The 19114-nt window shown below is 24.3% G+C and carries 12 protein-coding genes; 5 read left to right on the top strand and 7 right to left on the bottom strand.

The window, feature by feature from the left end:
* The first annotated feature begins 34 nt into the window (after positions 1-34).
* Together AFAEC_RS08990 and AFAEC_RS08985 are read left to right on the top strand one after the other, a co-directional pair.
* Positions 35-1726 carry an autotransporter assembly complex protein TamA gene (locus AFAEC_RS08990; protein ID WP_026805262.1) on the top strand — a complete coding sequence of 564 codons (1692 nt, stop codon included), beginning with the start codon at positions 35-37 and terminating at the stop codon, positions 1724-1726.
* Complete coding sequence (locus AFAEC_RS08985; protein ID WP_026805263.1) at positions 1723-4491, top strand: translocation/assembly module TamB domain-containing protein; 2769 nt, start codon at positions 1723-1725, stop codon at positions 4489-4491. The genes AFAEC_RS08990 and AFAEC_RS08985 overlap by 4 nt, the downstream gene beginning before the upstream one ends.
* On the opposite strand, the gene AFAEC_RS08980 is transcribed toward AFAEC_RS08985, so the two are convergent.
* The 7 genes from AFAEC_RS08980 to AFAEC_RS08950 all read right to left on the bottom strand — a co-directional run bounded on the left by AFAEC_RS08980 (position 4488) and on the right by AFAEC_RS08950 (position 15440).
* Positions 4488-4643, bottom strand: coding sequence for a hypothetical protein (locus tag AFAEC_RS08980; protein ID WP_154656339.1), 156 nt, complete (start codon positions 4641-4643; stop codon positions 4488-4490). The two genes, AFAEC_RS08985 and AFAEC_RS08980, sit on opposite strands and share 4 nt — an antisense overlap.
* 195 nt (positions 4644-4838) lie before the next feature.
* Positions 4839-5483 carry a tetratricopeptide repeat protein gene (locus tag AFAEC_RS08975; protein ID WP_172658650.1) on the bottom strand — a complete coding sequence of 215 codons (645 nt, stop codon included), beginning with the start codon at positions 5481-5483 and terminating at the stop codon, positions 4839-4841.
* 170 nt (positions 5484-5653) lie between these two features.
* Entirely contained in the window at positions 5654-6679 is a 1026-nt protein-coding gene (locus AFAEC_RS08970) for a hypothetical protein (RefSeq protein ID WP_172658649.1), read from the bottom strand.
* Positions 6680-7510 carry a tetratricopeptide repeat protein gene (locus AFAEC_RS08965; protein WP_026806906.1) on the bottom strand — a complete coding sequence of 277 codons (831 nt, stop codon included), beginning with the start codon at positions 7508-7510 and terminating at the stop codon, positions 6680-6682. It abuts the gene before it with no gap.
* Positions 7511-7525: 15 nt separating this feature from the next.
* Positions 7526-10714: a ligand-binding sensor domain-containing protein gene (locus AFAEC_RS08960; RefSeq protein WP_172658648.1), complete on the bottom strand. Its 3189-nt coding sequence runs from the start codon at positions 10712-10714 to the stop codon at positions 7526-7528.
* A 14-nt stretch (positions 10715-10728) separates the two neighbouring features.
* On the bottom strand, positions 10729-11757 hold the full coding sequence (locus AFAEC_RS08955; protein ID WP_026806904.1) for a tetratricopeptide repeat protein: 1029 nt from the start codon (positions 11755-11757) through the stop codon (positions 10729-10731).
* A gap of 14 nt (positions 11758-11771) precedes the next feature.
* A complete protein-coding gene (locus tag AFAEC_RS08950) occupies positions 11772-15440 on the bottom strand; it encodes a ligand-binding sensor domain-containing protein (protein ID WP_172658647.1) in 3669 nt (1222 codons plus the stop codon).
* A gap of 164 nt (positions 15441-15604) precedes the next feature.
* Between AFAEC_RS08950 and AFAEC_RS08945 the strand changes: the two genes are divergently transcribed.
* From AFAEC_RS08945 to tssC, 3 genes are read left to right on the top strand one after another with little or no spacing between them, the layout of a single operon-like run.
* A complete protein-coding gene (locus AFAEC_RS08945) occupies positions 15605-17122 on the top strand; it encodes a TssA family type VI secretion system protein (RefSeq protein WP_026806852.1) in 1518 nt (505 codons plus the stop codon).
* Between the two features lie 17 nt (positions 17123-17139).
* Positions 17140-17631: a type VI secretion system contractile sheath small subunit gene (gene tssB, locus AFAEC_RS08940; RefSeq protein WP_026806851.1), complete on the top strand. Its 492-nt coding sequence runs from the start codon at positions 17140-17142 to the stop codon at positions 17629-17631.
* A 9-nt stretch (positions 17632-17640) separates the two neighbouring features.
* Positions 17641-19113 (top strand): type VI secretion system contractile sheath large subunit, encoded by a 1473-nt coding sequence (gene tssC / locus AFAEC_RS08935; RefSeq protein WP_026806850.1) that lies wholly within the window; start codon positions 17641-17643, stop codon positions 19111-19113.
* The last annotated feature ends 1 nt before the right edge of the window (position 19114 follow it).

The following is a 19114-nucleotide window of genomic DNA, read 5'->3' as shown; positions in this document are numbered from 1 at the left end:
AGAGTTCAGGAAAATCTTAAAATAAAGAGAAAAATTGTTTAAAATATTTTTAATTATTGGAATTTTATTTTTAAATTGTTTTGCAAAAGAGATAAAAACTATTGATTTCTCTGGAGATATTGATTTAGTTTTAGGAGATTTTTCTAAATCAAATCTTGAAAAAGTTTGTGATATCTCATATCCAAGTTTTTATAAATTCTGGAAAAAGAATCCTGTATTTAAAGAGAGTGATATAGTGATTTGTAGAGAGTTGTTAGAAGATTATATGGAGAGTTTAGGTTTTTATAACTCTTTAGTCTCTTATACAATAGATGAAGATAAAGCACATTTTGATATCAAAAAGAATGAACAGATAAAAATATCTTCTATAAAAATTGATGATGAATTTAAAGATTTGATAGAGTTAAAAGTAGATGAAGGTTTTAAATCTTCAAATTTTACAAACTCTAAAAAATATATATATAAATATTTGCATGAAAAAGGTTATGCAAAAGCAATATTAGATGCAAAAGCTTATGTTGATATTGATGATTACAAAGTTGATTTAGAGTATAAAATAACTAAAAATAATCTACAATATTTTGGTGAGACAAATATTCAAAATAATGCAAATGTAGATAATGAACTTTTGCAAAGAAATATTGAATATAAAAAGAATCAAGAGTATAGTTCTACTTTAATAGATAAAACTTATGAAAACTTTTTTAATTTTGGTATTTACAAATATATATCAGTTGAGCCAAATTTAGACACTAAAGAAGATATAATCCCTATAAATATAAAATTAATTGAAGGTGATTATAGAGAGACAACTTATGGTATTGGTTATGATACAGATACAAAAGCAAGATTTAAAGCTCAATATAAAAATGAGAATTTTTTAGGAAATTTAAAACAATTTACAATTGGAACAAAGATAAATAGTGAAGGTTATAATATTTACAACAATATTTATAACCCATATTTTATAAGTGATGATATCTCTTTAAATAATGATATCTCTTATGAAGATATGAACTATAAAAGCTACTCCCAAAAAAAGATTGAAGAAAAACTATCTTTTTCAAAAGATTTTTGGAATTTATCACATACTGCTGGAGTTTTACTTGAACACTCTACAATAAAATCAGATTTACAAGAGTATAAAAGTGGTAGTTATCTTTTAAATTCATTTTTTTATCAAACAATTTTTGATAGAAGAGATGATATTTTAAATCCTAAAAATGGTTATTATTTATCTTTTTATATTGAAAATGGGAGTAAATTAATAGCTAGTGAAATGGATTATATAAAAACTCAAAGTGAATTTAGATATATAAAAACTTTTGATAAATTTACAAGTTCATTTAAAACTACTGTTGGAACACTAAATAAAGATTTACCTATATTTAAACACTTTTTTGCAGGTGGAGATTATAGTAATAGAGGGTACTCATATCAGCAAGTAGGAAAGAAAGACCCAGATGACAAACCTTATGGTGGATTATCTATGATTGATAGTAGTTTGGAGTTTGAATATGCTTTAAATAAAGATTTAGGATTGGTAACTTTTTTTGACTCTACAATGTTAAGTCTTGAAGAGAATAAATTTAATGATAAATTTTATAACTCTTATGGAGTTGGAGCTAGATATTATACTCCTATTGGACCATTTAGAGTTGATTTTGGTTTTCCAGTTGATAATGGTGGATTTGTATTTCATATAGGAATAGGACAAGTATTTTGAGAAGTTTAAGAGTTTTAAAATATCTATTTTTTACGATAATTGCTCTATTTTTTGTAGTTTTTTTAGCACTTATAACTTCAAATCAGCTAACACAAAAAATATTTGAATATGTAAGTTCGGAATTTCCTTTAAAATATAGTAAGGTAGAAGGAAGTTTATATAGTGGAATAAAAGTTGAAAATTTAAATTATGATGATATGGTAAAAGCTAAAAGTTTATATATAAAACCTAGTCTTTTATCACTTTTAGTAAAAGAGATTTATATTTATGATTTGAAAATAGAAGAAATAACTTTAGGAGATAAGCTATTTTTATTTATAAATGAGCTAAATAAACCTAAGGAAGAAGAAAAAGAGGAGAGTAGTTTTGATATTCCATTCTCTCTTTTTATAAAAAATTTTGAAGCAACACTTTATAATTTTGCTTATGAAGAGCAAAAAATAGATGAGGTATTTTTAAAAGCAAAAAATCTTAGTTCAAACCTAAAAGATACTATAAGTGGAGATGTTTTTACAAATATAAAATCAAATTTAGCAAATATACAAGCAGATATAAATTTAGATAACAATAACTATAAAATAGAATCAAGAATAGATTTAAAAGAGTATGTAAAATCTCTATTTTTGCTTCAAGCAAAAGGGAATTTGGAAAAAGTAGATTTTTCTATAAATAGTGAACAATTAAAAGTTGAAAATATTGAGCAAAAATTTGATATCAAAGATTTTAAGCTTTTAGGAAATTATGATATTAAAAACTCAAATCTTGAGATTTCTAGCCTAAATTCAAATTTAAAATATGGTGAAATATTTTCAAATATAGAAGCAAAAGCAAAAATGCTAAACAATGATATAGATAGTTTAAATTTCAATGTAGATTTAAAAACAACTATAAAAAAGAGTATTTATGAAGCTTTACAAAGAGATATTGAAATAAAATCAAATTTAACTGGAAATTTAAAAGAGATAAAATTTAAAAATGTTTTAGCTTCAAACCAAATAAGTATTGATAAAACTATTTTGAAAATAGAGGATTTACCTTTAAATGGTGCTGTAAAAATAGATAATAAAAATATAGATATTTTTGCAAACTTATATCTAAAAGAAATTGGAAATATAAAGATAAATAGTTCATATAAAAAAGATATTTTCAAACTAGATTTGGAGTCAAATATAGTAAATTTAAAGTTAGATAGTAAAGATTTTAAGAAAATTATTTTTGATTTAGATATAAAAAACTTAAACCCAAATAATTTTTATGAACTTGACAAAAGTATAAAAATCTCTAAGATTAAGGGAAAAATAAAAGGGGAGTTTAAAGAAAATCTCTCTTTAAATGCAGATTTAGTTTTAAATGACTCATTTTTTATAAATTCAATTTTTAAAACAAAAAAAGATAGTTTTGAAGCCACAGTAAAAAATAGTTCAATTGTTGCAAATATAGATAAAAATGAGGAAGTTACAAATATAAAAACTAATATAAAAGAGCTTAAAAATCTTGAAGTTGAACTAAATAAAATTTTGGAAATACCAGCTTTAAATCTTTTGGGTTCAGTTGATAGTAGTTTACAAATCTCTCCAAATAGTATAGATTTTGAACTATCTAGTCCAAAAATATCACAAGAAAATGAGAGTTTAGAAAAAATAAATATAAAAGGGAAACTAAAAAATGAAACTATTGTTTTTGATAAACTAGATTTTATTATAGGAAAAGTTTATGATATAAATTTAGAAAAAAACTTTACTCTTTTAAAACCTGCATTTTTTAATATCTCTAATTTTAATGGAAATTTTGAATTTGATAATATCCTACTAAAAACTTTAAAACAAGATAAAAATATACTTTTAAATATAGTTACAAAGAACTTATTTTTAGAACATAGCTCTTATGGAAATGGTTTTTTAAATTCAAATTTACATATAAATATAGATGAAGAGAGCAAAATTCTAATTTCAGGAGATATAAAAGTAGATAAACTAAAAGCTTTTTATAATATCCCAGCTCTTAGTATTAGTAAAGATAAAGATATTATTATAGTTTCAAAAAAAGAAAAATTAATAGAAAAAGATTATTTTTTAGAAAATATTGCTTTAGACCTTTCGATACAATCAGATGATATAAAATATAGTGTAAAAAATATTGATTTAAAAGCTAAAGTAGCTTTAAATATAAAAAAAGAGTTCTCAAAATCTCTTAGAATTTATGGTTCAGTTCACGATGTAGCAGGAACATTTAGTGAACTTGGAAAAACATATACTATTGATGATTCAAGTATCCATTTTAAAGGATTAGAGCAAATAGACCCAATTTTAGATATAAAAGCTTCTACAAAAGTTGAGGATATACAAATCTCTATTTTAATAAGTGGAACTTTGAGTAATCCAAGGGTTAATCTAAACTCAAATCCAATGATGAATCAAAAAGATATCTTATCTTATTTGATTTTTGGAACTAACTTTGCAAGTGATTCAAAAAATTTACAAAGTAAACAATCTCAAGCTTCACTATTTTTATTAAATGAACTATCAAAAGATTATGCAAAAGAGTTGGGAGTTGATATGATATATTTTCAATATGACCCAACAACTCAATATATTGAGACTCATATAGGAAAAAATATTGGTGAAAAAAATAAAGTTGTACTAAAAAATAAATCTCAAGGTGGACAAATAGTCTTGATGAGAGAACTCACAAAACTTTGGAATGTAGAACTAGGTTTTGAGGAAAAAACTCAAAGTTTAGATTTGATTTATAAAAGAAGATATTAATTTAAAATATCAGTATGAGACGGGATTTCTTTATTTGATATTTTTAAAACACTATTAACTATTTTAAATAGTACAATAGTGTCATTTGCAAAGTTTGCATAATCTATAAGCTTTTTATTCTTTTCATTTACAAGAATAATTTCTAAAGCCATATTTTATTTGATAATTTTTTATTTTAAATTATAGTTTTCATCATAAAAGCCTCTTTTCTTTTTATTGTCTATGTACTTTATTACATCTTCATAATCTTTTGTGGTAAAAATAGATAAATCTTCATTATTTTTATAAGGGAACTCATCTGAAGTTAATTGTAATTCTCTACCTTTTACAATATCTTCAACAGGAATTCACCAATTATAAGCTAATAATTCTACTACACTTGTAATATCAAAAACATTACCAACTCCAGCAATAGCCCAAGCACTAGCTTTTACATTATCTTTTAACTTATCATGATAGAAGTTTACAAGATTACTTACAGCTACATAATCTTTTGGGAAATCTTTTATAGCTTTTAAATAGTATTTTTCTGCTTCTTTTAAATACTCTTTATTTAAATTATCTATACCACTTAATTGGCTATACACCATACCCAAGTTTGTAGCAGCTCCATCTTGTTTTAGCTCATCTCCTTTTTTAAGCCATACAAGTGCATTTTCATAATCTTTATCTCTAGCATATACAACACCTAAACCAGCTATAGCTTTTTCATATCCTAAATCAACAGCTTGTTTGCACCACTTTATAGCTTCTTTAAAATCACGTTTTGCACTATATACTGTACAAGCTTGGTCTGAGTTTTTTCCTGTTGGTTTAATAGAGTTTGAATACTCTAACCACTCAATAGCTTTCTCATAATCTTTTAATTTTTCATAGTATGCCATTGCTATTTGCGTTGCTGCTTCTGGTTTTCCGTGTTGTACGGCTTGATACCAAAGATTATTAATTCCCATCTGTCTTAATTCATTATCTCTTTCAGCTGGTTCTTCCATATCAGTATGTTTAGGAAAATCTCTTTCCGCATCTTCTTTATGTTTTAAATAAGCTTTTCTTGTATTTTCTGGATTGGCATATTCTTTTTCTTGCTCACAAGCTGCAAAGTTTAAAGTTATTGTAATTAAAATTATTAGTTTAAATATATTTTTTATAAGATTTTTCCTTTTTATTTAAAGCTAGTTTGCTTAAAGTTTTTTATTTCATAATATTCTGATTGAGGATTTTTATTAATTGCATATAAATCATAATCATAAGAGTATTTATATTCAAACTCATATTTTAAATTTACCATTGAAGATTTTAAAATGATAGTATGAATTCCTTTATCATAGTATCTATATAAATCAAATAGAACATCATCATTATGCTTTATAAATAAATCTGAATTTTCTTTAGTATCAAAAGCTCTATTATCTAAAAATAGTTTAAAGCTATCATCAATTAATATTTTTGGGATTTTCAAATTAGTTTGTTTTGTAATATTTAAAGAAGATAGTTTTTTTCCTAAAGAAGTGAAATAAGAGTTCTTTTCTCTTAAGATTTTTTCATATTTTTCATCAATTTCCAACTTCATACCAACTAAAGTAGTATATAAAAACTGTAATTCATTTTTAAAAGCTAAATTAAATATATCTTTATTATCTTTATAGTTTTCTCCTATATAAGTTATTAGTTCTTTAGGAGTTGCTAATTCTAAATATATATTTTTATCACTATTCTTAAAAGCTTCATTTAAAAAATATGGTCTATATTTTGTTCTATCTACTGCTAATATTGTCCTATTTAAAAATATTACTAGTTCACTACTTTCTAGTAGTCCTCTTGCTATTAGTAATACTATTCCTACAAATATCAAAGGAGTAGATACAAATCCACCAATTATAATTAAAGATGAAGAGAAGAGTGTTAAATTTGTAGCTGTAAAATCTCTTTTTTCTTTATAATCAGCAGTTTCTAAAACAGTTATAATTACTTGCATAAATATATTTAATCTAATAGGATTTATTACATTTATAAATATATTTTTACCTTTTAATTTATTTATAACAGCTTTTATAAAATCACTCTCTTTCATACTATTTGATATTTTTAAAACACTATTAACTATTTTAAATAGTACAATAGTATCATTTGCAAAGTTTGTATAATCTATAAGCTTTTTATCTTTTACTATATCATTTAATGAAGACATTTATTTATTATTTTCTTGTTTCTTTTTTCTATAACTCTCTAATCTTTCATCGTAACCACTTTTATGTAGCATTCCTAATCTTCTTTCCTTTTGTTCATAGTTATAAGGAAATTCATCAGAAGTTAATTGTAACTCATATCCTTTTTGTAAATCTTCTAAAGGTATTTCCCAGTCTCCAACTAGCAATTCTGTAACACTTAAGGCATCAAATATATTATTAACTCCAGCAATAGCCCAAGCACTAGCTTTTACATTATCTTTTAAATCATTATGATAGAAGTGAATAAGGTTACTTACAGCTAAAACACTTTTTGGGAAATCTTTTACAGCTTTTTTATAATATTTATAAGCTTCTTCTTTGTTTCCTAATCTATTATATGCAAATCCTAAACTTGTAGCAGCTCCATCTTGTTTTAACTCATCACCTTTTTTAAGCCAAATAATAGCATTATCATAATCTTTTGCACTATTATATACTAAGCCAAGACCAGTAATAGATTTTTCATATCCTAAATCAACAGCTTGTTTACACCATTTTATAGCTTCTTTAAAATCACCTTTTGCACTATATACTGTACAAGCACTATCACTATTTTTCCCTGTTGGTCTTATTGTATTTGACCTTTTTATTAAGTGTAAAGCATCATCATATTTTTCTTGACGAATATAATTATCTACATCTCTTTTAATCCATTCTAAATCATAATTATCTTTAGCCTCTTTTTTTTCTGCTTCTTTTTTAGTTTTTTCTTCTATATAAACTTTATTTCCAAATATTACTAATGTACATAAAATAATTGTAATTGAAGTTATTGTAATTAATTTTTTCATATTATTTGACCTTTTTTATTTATTGAAATTTGTTTGTTTAAAATATTTTATATTTAAATAACAACTGCTCATTGGGTCAGTTGTAATATTTGTATCGTATATAAAACTATATTTAAGATTTACGATAGAAGATATTATTTCTAAATTAGCATTTTTTACTTTATTAGCATTTAATATATTTTTTTCAAAACTATTTAATTCAAGCTTATCTAAATCAAATAAATAATAATCTCTCTCTTTATTAAAATATTCTTTATTCTTTAAAAAAGAGAAATCATTTAATATAAGTTTGAATTTATCATCATCTACTAATAAAGCAGGAATTTTTAAGATAGTTTTTTTATAAAGTTTTTTTGTTACACCACTAACACTAATTATTCTATGAGTAACTCTCTCATCAATTTCCAACTTCATACCAACTAAAGTAGTATATAAAAACTGTAATTCATTTTTAAAAGCTAAATTAAATATATCTTTATTATCTTTATAGTTTTCTCCTATATAAGTTATTAGTTCTTTAGGAGTTGCTAATTCTAAATATATATTTTTATCACTATTCTTAAAAGCTTCATTTAAAAAATATGGTCTATATTTTGTTCTATCTACTGCTAATATTGTCCTATTTAAAAATATTACTAGTTCACTACTTTCTAGTAGTCCTCTTGCTATTAGTAATACTATTCCTACAAATATCAAAGGAGTAGATACAAATCCACCAATTATAATTAAAGATGAAGAGAAGAGTGTTAAATTTGTAGCTGTAAAATCTCTTTTTTCTTGATAATCAACAGTTTCTAAAACAGTTATAATTATTTGCATAAATATACTTAGTCTAACAGGATTTATTACATTTATAAATATATTTTTACCTTTTAATTTATTTATAACAGCTTTTATAAAATCACTCTCTTTCATACTATTTGATATTTTTAAAACACTATTAACTATTTTAAATAGTACAATAGTATCATTTGCAAAGTTTGCATAATCTATAAGCTTTTTATCTTTTTCATCTATTAAAAAATCTACTACTTTTAAAACTGCAAAAACATTTGAGAAGTTTTTTAAACTTGCTTGGTATTTTAATATAGTTTCGTGTTTAGTTTTAGATTGTTCATCTTTTAAAACTTTATCTAAAGCTTCTTCTACTTTTGAAGTAATACCCTCAACATTTTTTATAAATTCAAAACTCTCTTTCATTATCTTTATTTTTTCTACTTCTGCAAATCTATGAAGTTTTGGTTCATTTTGTTTATCTATTTCTTTTTCTATTTTACTTGCTTCTTTTTTATAAGTTTTTTCAAACTTCTCTGCATTTGCTCTAAACTCTTTTCCTTTTAGCATTGCAAATATATATGACTTTTGAAGTAAATAACTATGGGCTTGATTGATTTTATAATCTGTGATTTTTTTAACTATTGTATCTTCATCTAGTGTTTTAATTTGTTCTATAATATACTCTTCAAACTCCAATATATGTTTTAGTTCAGAACTAAAGATATTATTTACTTCTTGTTCTTCATCTATATTTAATCTCGAAGCACAAAGAAGATGGACTATATTTTTAAGTCCTAAAATATAGGATAGTTTTTCTTCATCTTTTTCATACTCTATCTCTTTATAGGTATTTAAGATATATTTTAATTCAGCACTTACAAGCAAAGCTTTTATCTCATCTAAAATCTCTTTTGGAACTCTAAACTCATTATTATCTTTTGCTTTTTTATAAAACTCTATTTCATTACCTTGTGAAAACCCAAATAGTTTTGATAAAAGGCTATTTTCTTTATCATTACTTTGCTCTTTTGTTGGAAAATGAAGGTAGTTTGATTTAAAGAGTTCTTTTACTATTTTTCCTTCTTGAGTAAATGAATTTTTTCTACAAACCAAATCCAATCTAGCATAATCATCTAAATAGCTATCTTTCCCATTATTCTCTTCTAAAGATAAGACCTCTTTATAGATTTCATTTTTATTTATCTCAGCTTTTAAATCTTCCTTTTTATCATCATTCAAATATGGAGTTGGTTTTAGTTTTTGTAAAATCTTATCTATCTCTTTTGCAAGATTTAATATCTCATTATTTAATAACTCATCAAACTTCTCACTAAATATTGTTGCAAATATTACACTTGCTAATAGTTCATTTGCATTATCTTTTATTAAAGTAAATTTTGAATCACTATTATCTAAAAATATAGTACTCTTTAGATAATCTTTTGAATTTCTTGTATGATAAGAGAAGTTATAACCTACGGCTTGAAATCTATTTTTATCAATTTTATAATAAGTACTCGGATTTTTATTTGCTGGATTTATCTCAAACTCTTCAAATAAACTATATTTTATTTGTTTAAACTTTAATATATAAGCTAATCCTGTATCAAACTCATCTTTTTCAAATATCCAATCAAGTTTTCCATTATCTTTTACAAATATATTTTTTATTATAGTTTCATCTGTAAGATATATCTCTACAACTCTTTTATATTTCTCTTCAAGCTCTTCTAAAAGTTTCTCATCTTTCTCTTTTAAATAAAAATAATCTAGTATTGATGTAATAGTTACAGGATAACTATTTATCTCTTGAACTTTTGATATATAACTATTATTTAGTTTATAAGCATATTTAAAACTATCTTCAAGTTCAAAATATCTATCTTCAATCTCTCCTAATATATCATCTATTACACAAAAAATATTTATGTTTTTATCACTCTTTAAATCTGGTTTATGATTTGAATAGCTTTTAAATATAGGTTCTTTTATATCTAAACTTTTAAAGTTTAATCTACTAGCTTCGGTACTATAAAAAGCTTTTTCTTTAATATTCCCTATATTTGATGGTTTTATAGTAGTTTTATCTAATTTATCTATTATAGATTTATCTTTAGTAATATTTAGTTTAAAATTACTATAAGATATTTTTATTTCACTATCTTTTTCTATTGGAATAAAATCTAATTTATGATTGTTTTCATCTATAAAGTATATATCAAGAAATGTTTCATTATATGCTTGTCCCTTGTATGCTACTTTATACTCTTTTATAATATTCTCTTGTGTAATATATAAATATGCAAATGTATGTGTATATACTTGATATGTAAGTAGTGTTTCTTCTTCTATTTGACTTGTCTCTTTTGCATTTCTAAAAGCTCTTGTTGGTCTTAAAGGTTTTAGTAAATCATTTAATGAAGACATTTTTAGTTTTTAGTTTATTTTTGTTGTTTTTCTTTTTCTTCTATATCTCTTTGAACTCTTTCATTAAACTCTTTTACAATTTTTCTTTGAGCTTCTTCATATTTTATAGTCTCTTGTTCTCTTTGTTTATCTTCTTTATACATTCTTAACCAACTTTCATAACCACTTTTTTTTATCATTGCTAAATTATTTTCACTATAGTTATAAGGAAATTCATCTGAAGTTAATTGTAACTGATGACCTTTTTGAATATCTTCTAAAGGTATTTGGAAATCTACAATTAATAAATCAGCTACACTATTAGCTAAAAATATATTATTAATTCCAGCAATAGCCCAAGCACTAGCTCTTACATTATCTTTTAAAAATTTATGATAAAAATGTATTATATTACTAACATTTACTATATCTTTTGGATAGTTCTTTATAGCTTTTAAATAGTACTCTTCAGCTTTTTTTAAATCTCCTAATCTACTGTAAACAAATCCTAAATTAGTAGAAGCTTTTGGTTGATTTAACTCATCACCTTTTATTAGCCATATTAGTGCATTATCATAATCTTTATTACTAGCATAAACAGTACCAAGACCAGTAATAGATTCTTCATATCCTAAATCAACAGCTTGTTTGCACCACTTTATAGCTTCTTTAAAATCACCTTTTGCACTATATACTGTACAAGCTTGGTCTGAGTTTTTTCCTGTTGGTTTAATAGAGTTTGAATACTCTAACCACTCAATAGCTTTCTCATAATCTTTTAATTTTTCATAGTATGCCATTGCTATTTGCGTTGCTGCTTCTGGTTTTCCGTGTTGTACGGCTTGATACCAAAGATTATTAATTCCCATCTGTCTTAATTCATTATCTCTTTCAGCTGGTTCTTCCATATCAGTATGTTTAGGAAAATCTCTTTCCGCATCTTCTTTATGTTTTAAATAAGCTTTTCTTGTATTTTCTGGATTGGCATATTCTTTTTCTTGCTCACAAGCTGCAAAGTTTAAAGTTATTGTAATTAAAATTATTAGTTTAAATATATTTTTCATAAGATTTTTCCTTTTTATTTAAAGCTAGTTTGCTTAAAGTTTTTTATTTCATAATATTCTGATTGAGGATTTTTATTAATTGCATATAAATCATAATCATAAGAGTATTTATATTCAAACTCATATTTTAAATTTACTATTGAAGAGTTTAAAATGATAGTATGAATTCCTTTATCATAGTATCTATATAAATCAAATAAGTAATAATCATTGTCGTTAGGATTTCTAAATAGCTTTCTATCTTTTACATCATATTTTCCACCATTCAGTAAAAACTCAGCATTCTCATCATCAATTAACATTTTTGGGATTTTCAAATTAGTTTGTTTTGTAATATTTCCTTCTTGAATTCTTCTTTCATCAATTTCCAATTTCATACCAACTAAAGTAGTATATAAAAACTGTAACTCATTTTTAAAAGCTAAATCAAATAACTCTTTCTTATTTTTATAATTATTCCCTATAAACTTTATTAACTCTTTAGAAGTTTTGAACTCTAAAGTATTATTAGGTTTCTCTTTAGTTTTAAAAGCTTTATCTAAGAAATAGGGATTATATACTATTTGATTATAGTTTTTATCTTTGTCTATATATGGACCATAAGCAATAAACTCCGTTGAAATACCAGTTTTAGCGAATATAGTTCTTTTTAAAAATGTAGTTAATTCACTATCTTTTATTAATCCTATTGATATACTAAAAATGATTGATGAGAGAGCAGTAACAATTACTACAAGCGTAGTAGGATTAGGGATTAATATTAGTAGAGCTAAAGAGACACTAGAAGCTAAGATAGTTAAATTTGTAGCAGAATAATCTCTTTTTTCTTTGTAATCATTTACTTCTAAAATAGTTATTATTGTTTGCATAAAAATATTTATTTTCATATAAGGAGCTAAATTAGAATAGATATTATTACCTTTTAATTTATTTATAACAGCTTTTATAAAATCAATCTCTTTCATACCATTTGATATTTTTAAAACACTATTAACTATTTTAAATAGTACAATAGTATCATTTGCAAAGTTTGCATAATCTATAAGCTTTTTATCTTTTTCATCTATTAAAAAATCTACTACTTTTAAAACTGCAAAAACATTTGAGAAGTTTTTTAAACTTGCTTGGTATTTTAATATAGTTTCGTGTTTTGTGTTTAAAGTGTCATCTTTTAAAACCTTATCTAAAGCTTCTTCTACTTTTGAAGTAATACCCTCAACATTTTTTATAAATTCAAAACTCTCTTTCATTATCTTTATTTTTTCTACTTCTGCAAATCTATGAAGCTTTGGCTCGTTTTCTTTTGCTATATCTTCTTTTATTTGATTTGCTTCTTTTTTATATTTTTCTGTAAAATTCTCTGCATTTGCTCTAAACTCTTTTCCTTTTAGCATTGCAAATATATATGATTTTTGAAGTAAATAACTATGGGCTTGAGTTATTTTATAATCTATGATTAATTTAGCTTTAAATTCTGTTTCTAAAGTATTTTTCTCTTTTATAATATACTCTTCAAACTCTAAAATATGTTTTAGTTCAGGATTAAAGATACTGTTTATCTCTTGTTCTTCATCTATATTTAGCCTCGAAGCACAAAGAAGATGGACTATATTTTTAAGTCCTAAAATATAGGATAGTTTTTCTTCATCTTTTTCATACTCTATCTCTTTATAGGTATTTAAGATATATTTTAATTCAGCACTTACAAGCAAAGCTTTTATCTCATCTAAAATCTCTTTTGGAACTCTAAACTCATTATTATCTTTTGCTTTTTTATAAAACTCTATTTCATTACCTTGTGAAAACCCAAATAGTTTTGATAAAAGGCTATTTTCTTTATCATTACTTTGCTCTTTTGTTGGAAAATGAAGGTAGTTTGATTTAAAGAGTTCTTTTACTATTTTTCCTTCTTGAGTAAATGAATTTTTTCTACAAACCAAATCCAATCTAGCATAATCATCTAAATAGCTATCTTTCCCATTATTCTCTTCTAAAGATAAGACCTCTTTATAGATTTCATTTTTATTTATCTCAGCTTTTAAATCTTCCTTTTTATCATCATTCAAATATGGAGTTGGTTTTAGTTTTTGTAAAATCTTATCTATCTCTTTTGCAAGATTTAATATCTCATTATTTAATAACTCATCAAACTTCTCACTAAATATTGTTGCAAATATTACACTTGCTAATAGTTCATTTGCATTATCTTTTATTAAAGTAAATTTTGAATCACTATTATCTAAAAATATAGTACTCTTTAGATAATCTTTTGAATTTCTTGTATGATAAGAGAAGTTATAACCTACGGCTTGAAATCTATTTTTATCAATTTTATAATAAGTACTCGGATTTTTATTTGCTGGATTTATCTCAAACTCTTCAAATAAACTATATTTTATTTGCTTAAACTTTAATATATAAGCTAATCCTGTATCAAACTCATCTTTTTCAAATATCCAATCAAGTTTTCCATTATCTTTTACAAATATATTTTTTATTATAGTTTCATCTGTAAGATATATCTCTACAACTCTTTTATATTTCTCTTCAAGCTCTTCTAAAAGTTTCTCATCTTTCTCTTTTAAATAAAAATAATCTAGTATTGATGTAATAGTTACAGGATAACTATTTATCTCTTGAACTTTTGATATATAACTATTATTTAGTTTATAAGCATATTTAAAACTATCTTCAAGTTCAAAATATCTATCTTCAATCTCTCCTAATATATCATCTATTACACAAAAAATATTTATGTTTTTATCACTCTTTAAATCTGGTTTATGATTTGAATAGCTTTTAAATATAGGTTCTTTTATATCTAAACTTTTAAAGTTTAATCTACTAGCTTCGGTACTATAAAAAGCTTTTTCTTTAATATTCCCTATATTTGATGGTTTTATAGTAGTTTTATCTAATTTATCTATTATAGATTTATCTTTAGTAATATTTAGTTTAAAATTACTATAAGATATTTTTATTTCACTATCTTTTTCTATTGGAATAAAATCTAATTTATGATTGTTTTCATCTATAAAGTATATATCAAGAAATGTTTCATTATATGCTTGTCCCTTGTATGCTACTTTATACTCTTTTATAATATTCTCTTGTGTAATATATAAATATGCAAATGTATGTGTATATACTTGATATGTAAGTAGTGTTTCTTCTTCTATTTGACTTGTCTCTTTTGCATTTCTAAAAGCTCTTGTTGGTCTTAAAGGTTTTAACTCATCTTTGCTTCTTCTTAATAAATATAGTCTATATTTTGTGCTATGTATCTTTTCAATATCTTCTTGTGAACTCTCTATAATATCTTTTTCAAAATCAACAACACTATTTTCAGATGTAGGAGTAGGTGGAATAGAAGAAGTATGCTGACCAGGATCTATAAGAACAATCTCTCTTCCTTTGTTAGATTTAAAACCATCTGTTCTTAATAAAAAACTGCTAGAACTATCAGCTACATTTTTCTCTGTTCCTAAACTTGTGATTGTAGATACTTTTGTGCAAGGATTATTACTAGGACAATTCTCTATAGTTGCCCCTAGTAAATCTTTCCAATATAGGGGTTTGGAATCTCCTATTACCATATTTGGTGAAGAAGATTTTAAAACAACCTTTCCTCCACAAGCACATTTTATAGAACCTTTCTCTACTACTTGATAAACATTCCCCATACAATTCCTATTTTAGTAATCTTTAAAATTATTGTATCGTATCTAAAAATAAATTAAAAATAATGAAAGTATGATATTATTTAATAATAAAATACTATATAAATAAATAGAATTAAAGGAATAAAATACTAAAATCATATTTAATTTTTTTTATTTAGGTAAAAATGGTAAGAGAATCAATTTTAGAAGAGTTATCTGGAACTATTGTTGGAAAAGATTGTAAGTATGAAGATAGATATTTACAAGTTGAGTTAGAAATAGATAAAATTTCAAGTGTTACGCAAGAAGCTTGTAATTTTAGACAGATAATTGAAAACTGTGAATATTTGCTTTCTAATGAGACAAAAGATTTTAAACTTGCTTCTTGGTGGTTTTATGCAAATTTTAAGATGAATGATATAAAAGGGCTAGATTATTCAATAGATTGTTTTATCAACTTTATAGATAAATTTCATACATCTTTCTATCCAAAGTTAAATAACTCAAAATTAAATATAATAGATTGGTTAGAAAGTAATTTTTCAAAGGATTTTGAAAATAGTTTAGATTTAAAGAATAGTATAAAAAATACAAATTTATATGAAAAGTTTTTAACTTTGTCTTCAGTTTTTGTAAAAGTGACTAAAGAAGATAGAGAATATTTTAAAGATGTTAAAAAATTTTTACAACCTTCTATTTTGGAAATAGTTGAAAAATTAGAAGAGAAAAAAGAGAATATAGTTGAAGTTACTGAAAAAAATATAAAAGAAGAGATTCCAAAACAAAATAGTGAACTTCAAATTGTTGAAATAACAACAGAATTCGAGGCAAATAAAGTTTTAAGGAATCTAAGAAAAAGTGCTTATTTGTTATCAAAATATTATAGAAAAAATGATTTCTCTAATTTTAAGTCTTTAAGAATTTCAAGATTTTTGTTTCTACTAGATTTTGAAGATATTCCTGCTTCAAATGGGAAAAGAACAGCTATTTATCCACCTTTAATAACGGAGATAGATCTTGTAGAGAGTTTAATAAAGCAAAATAAAAATGCTGAAGCATTAATTTTAGCAGAAGAGATTTTAGAAGATTGTCCATTTTGGATAGATGGTCATTTTTACACATATCAAGCTTTGAAAAATACAAATTTTCATAGACAAGCAGAAGAAGTAAAATCGAATCTTATCCATTTTATAAATATAAATAAGCAGATTCTAAATTTAACATTTATTGAAGACACTCCATTTGTATCTATAAAAACAAAAAACTGGATAGAAAAGGAGAAAAAAGAAAAAGAGTTACAAGTAGTAAATCAGAATATAGAAGTTAAAGAAGAGAGTAATTTTTTTGAGAAAATAGATAATTTTATCTCTGATAATAATATTAATGAGGCAATAAAATTTTTTGAAGAAAAAATTAGTTTATCAAAAAATTTTGAAGAAAAATTTAATTGGAGATTGAAATTCTCAGAATTTGCAATAGGAATTGGGAAAAAAGATATAGCAATAATATTTTTAGAAGAACTAATAAAGGAAATTGAATTTTTTAATCTTTTAGATTGGAATTCTAAATTAGCTTCAAAAGTATATGTTTTAGTTTTAAGTAATTTTTCATATTTGGAATATGAACAAGAGAAGATAAAAAATATCTATAAGAATTTATGTAAAATTGATATAAATAGTGCATTTGAGTTAAATTTAAATTAAAAAGGAGAAATAAATAAATGAAACAATCAGAATCCCCAAAAGAGAGAATAAATGTTACATATAAGCCAGCAATAGGAGATGCTTTAGAAGATGTTGAAATACCTTTCAAACTAACAGTTTTAGGTGATTTCAACCCAAATGAAGAAAAAAAATTGTTAGAAAATAAAAAAGCTATTAAGGTTGATAAAAATAACTTTAATGAAGTTTTAAAGGCTCAAAATATTTCACTAGATTTTAGTGTAAAGAATAAATTAAGTGAAGATGAAAATGATAGTTTAAATGTAGGATTAAAAATAAATCATATTAGTGATTTATCACCAGAAAAAATTGTTGAAAATGTTCCTGAACTGAAGAAGTTAATGGAATTAAGACAAGCTTTAGTTTCTCTAAAAGGACCTCTTGGAAATGTGCCTGCTTTTAGAAAATCTATTGAAAGTGCTATTTCAGATGAAGAACAAAGAAAAAAACTACTTAGTGAACTAAATTTAGTTTTAGATGATATTAAATAAGGAATAAATATGCAAGAACAATTATCTAGTCAAAATACTAAACATAATAATTCAAGCCTACTTGATAGTATAGTTTCTCAGACAAATATTACACAAAATGATGATGGATATAGTATTGTAAAATCTGGTGTTGAAGCTTTAATTCAAGAACTTATTAAAACAGATAATAAAGATGAAAAAATAAATAAATCTTTAATAGATAAATTAATAGCTCAAATTGATGAAAGAATTTCTTTACAAATGGATGAGATAATACATAATCAAGAATTTCAAGCAATAGAATCAAGATGGAAAGGTTTACATTTATTAGTTGAAAGAACTGATTTTAGACAAAACATTATAATGGAAATTATTAATGTTTCAAAAGAAGATTTAATGGAAGATTTTGAAGATAGTTTAGATATTACTCAATCTGGTCTTTATAAACATATTTATACAAGTGGATATGGACAGTTTGGTGGACAACCTGTTGGAACAATAATAGCAGATTATGAAATTTCTCCTTCAAATTATGATATGAAATTATTAAATAAAATATCTTCAATAGCTGCTATGGCTCATGCTCCAGTAATTACAGCAGCTGGACCAAAATTTTTTGGTTTAGATAGTTTTGAAGGCTTACCAGATTTAAAAGATTTAGATGATGTTATGAACTCACCACAATTTGCAGCTTGGAGAGGTTTTAGACAAAATGAAGATTCTAAATATGTAGGATTAACTCTTCCTAGATTTTTATTAAGACCGCCATATCACCCAGAAGATAATCCAATTTCAAAATTTGTTTATAAAGAAAATGTTAGTGCTAGCCATGAAAACTATCTATGGGGAAGTACTGTTTATGCTTTTGCAAGTAAATTAACAGAAAGTTTTGCAAGTTATAGATGGTGCACTAATATTATTGGACCAAAATCAGGTGGAGAAGTAAGAGATTTACCTGTACATACTTTTGAAAGTATGGGTGATATTGAGATGAAAATTCCAACAGAAGTTTTAATTTCAGATAGAAGAGAATATGAGCTTTCAGAACAGGGATTTATTCCATTAATTATGAGAAAGGGGAATAACTCAGCAGCATTTTTTGCAGCAAGTTCAGCACAAATTCCAAAAGTTTTTCCAGATACTCCTGAGGGAAATGTAGCTCAATTAAACTATAAATTAGGAACTCAACTTCCATATTTATTTGCAATTACAAGAATGTCACATTATATAAAAGTTCTTCAAAGAGAGCATATTGGTTCTTGGAGAGAAAGAGCTGATTTGGAAAGAGAGTTGAATAAATGGGCAAAACAATATGTTGCAAATCAAGAAAACCCAAGTGCTGAAATAAGAAGTAAGAGACCATTTAAAAATATGAATATAGAAGTTAATGATGTGGAAAATGATCCAGGTTGGTATAAAGTAAGATTGTCTTTAAGACCACATTTTAAATATATGGGTGCTAGCTTTGAATTATCATTAGTTGGAAAATTAGATAAAGAGTAAT

It is taken from the genome of Aliarcobacter faecis, from assembly GCF_013201705.1.
GTDB classification, from domain to species: Bacteria; Campylobacterota; Campylobacteria; order Campylobacterales; family Arcobacteraceae; genus Aliarcobacter; species Aliarcobacter faecis.
This window is presented reverse-complemented; position numbering and strand designations above follow the sequence as displayed.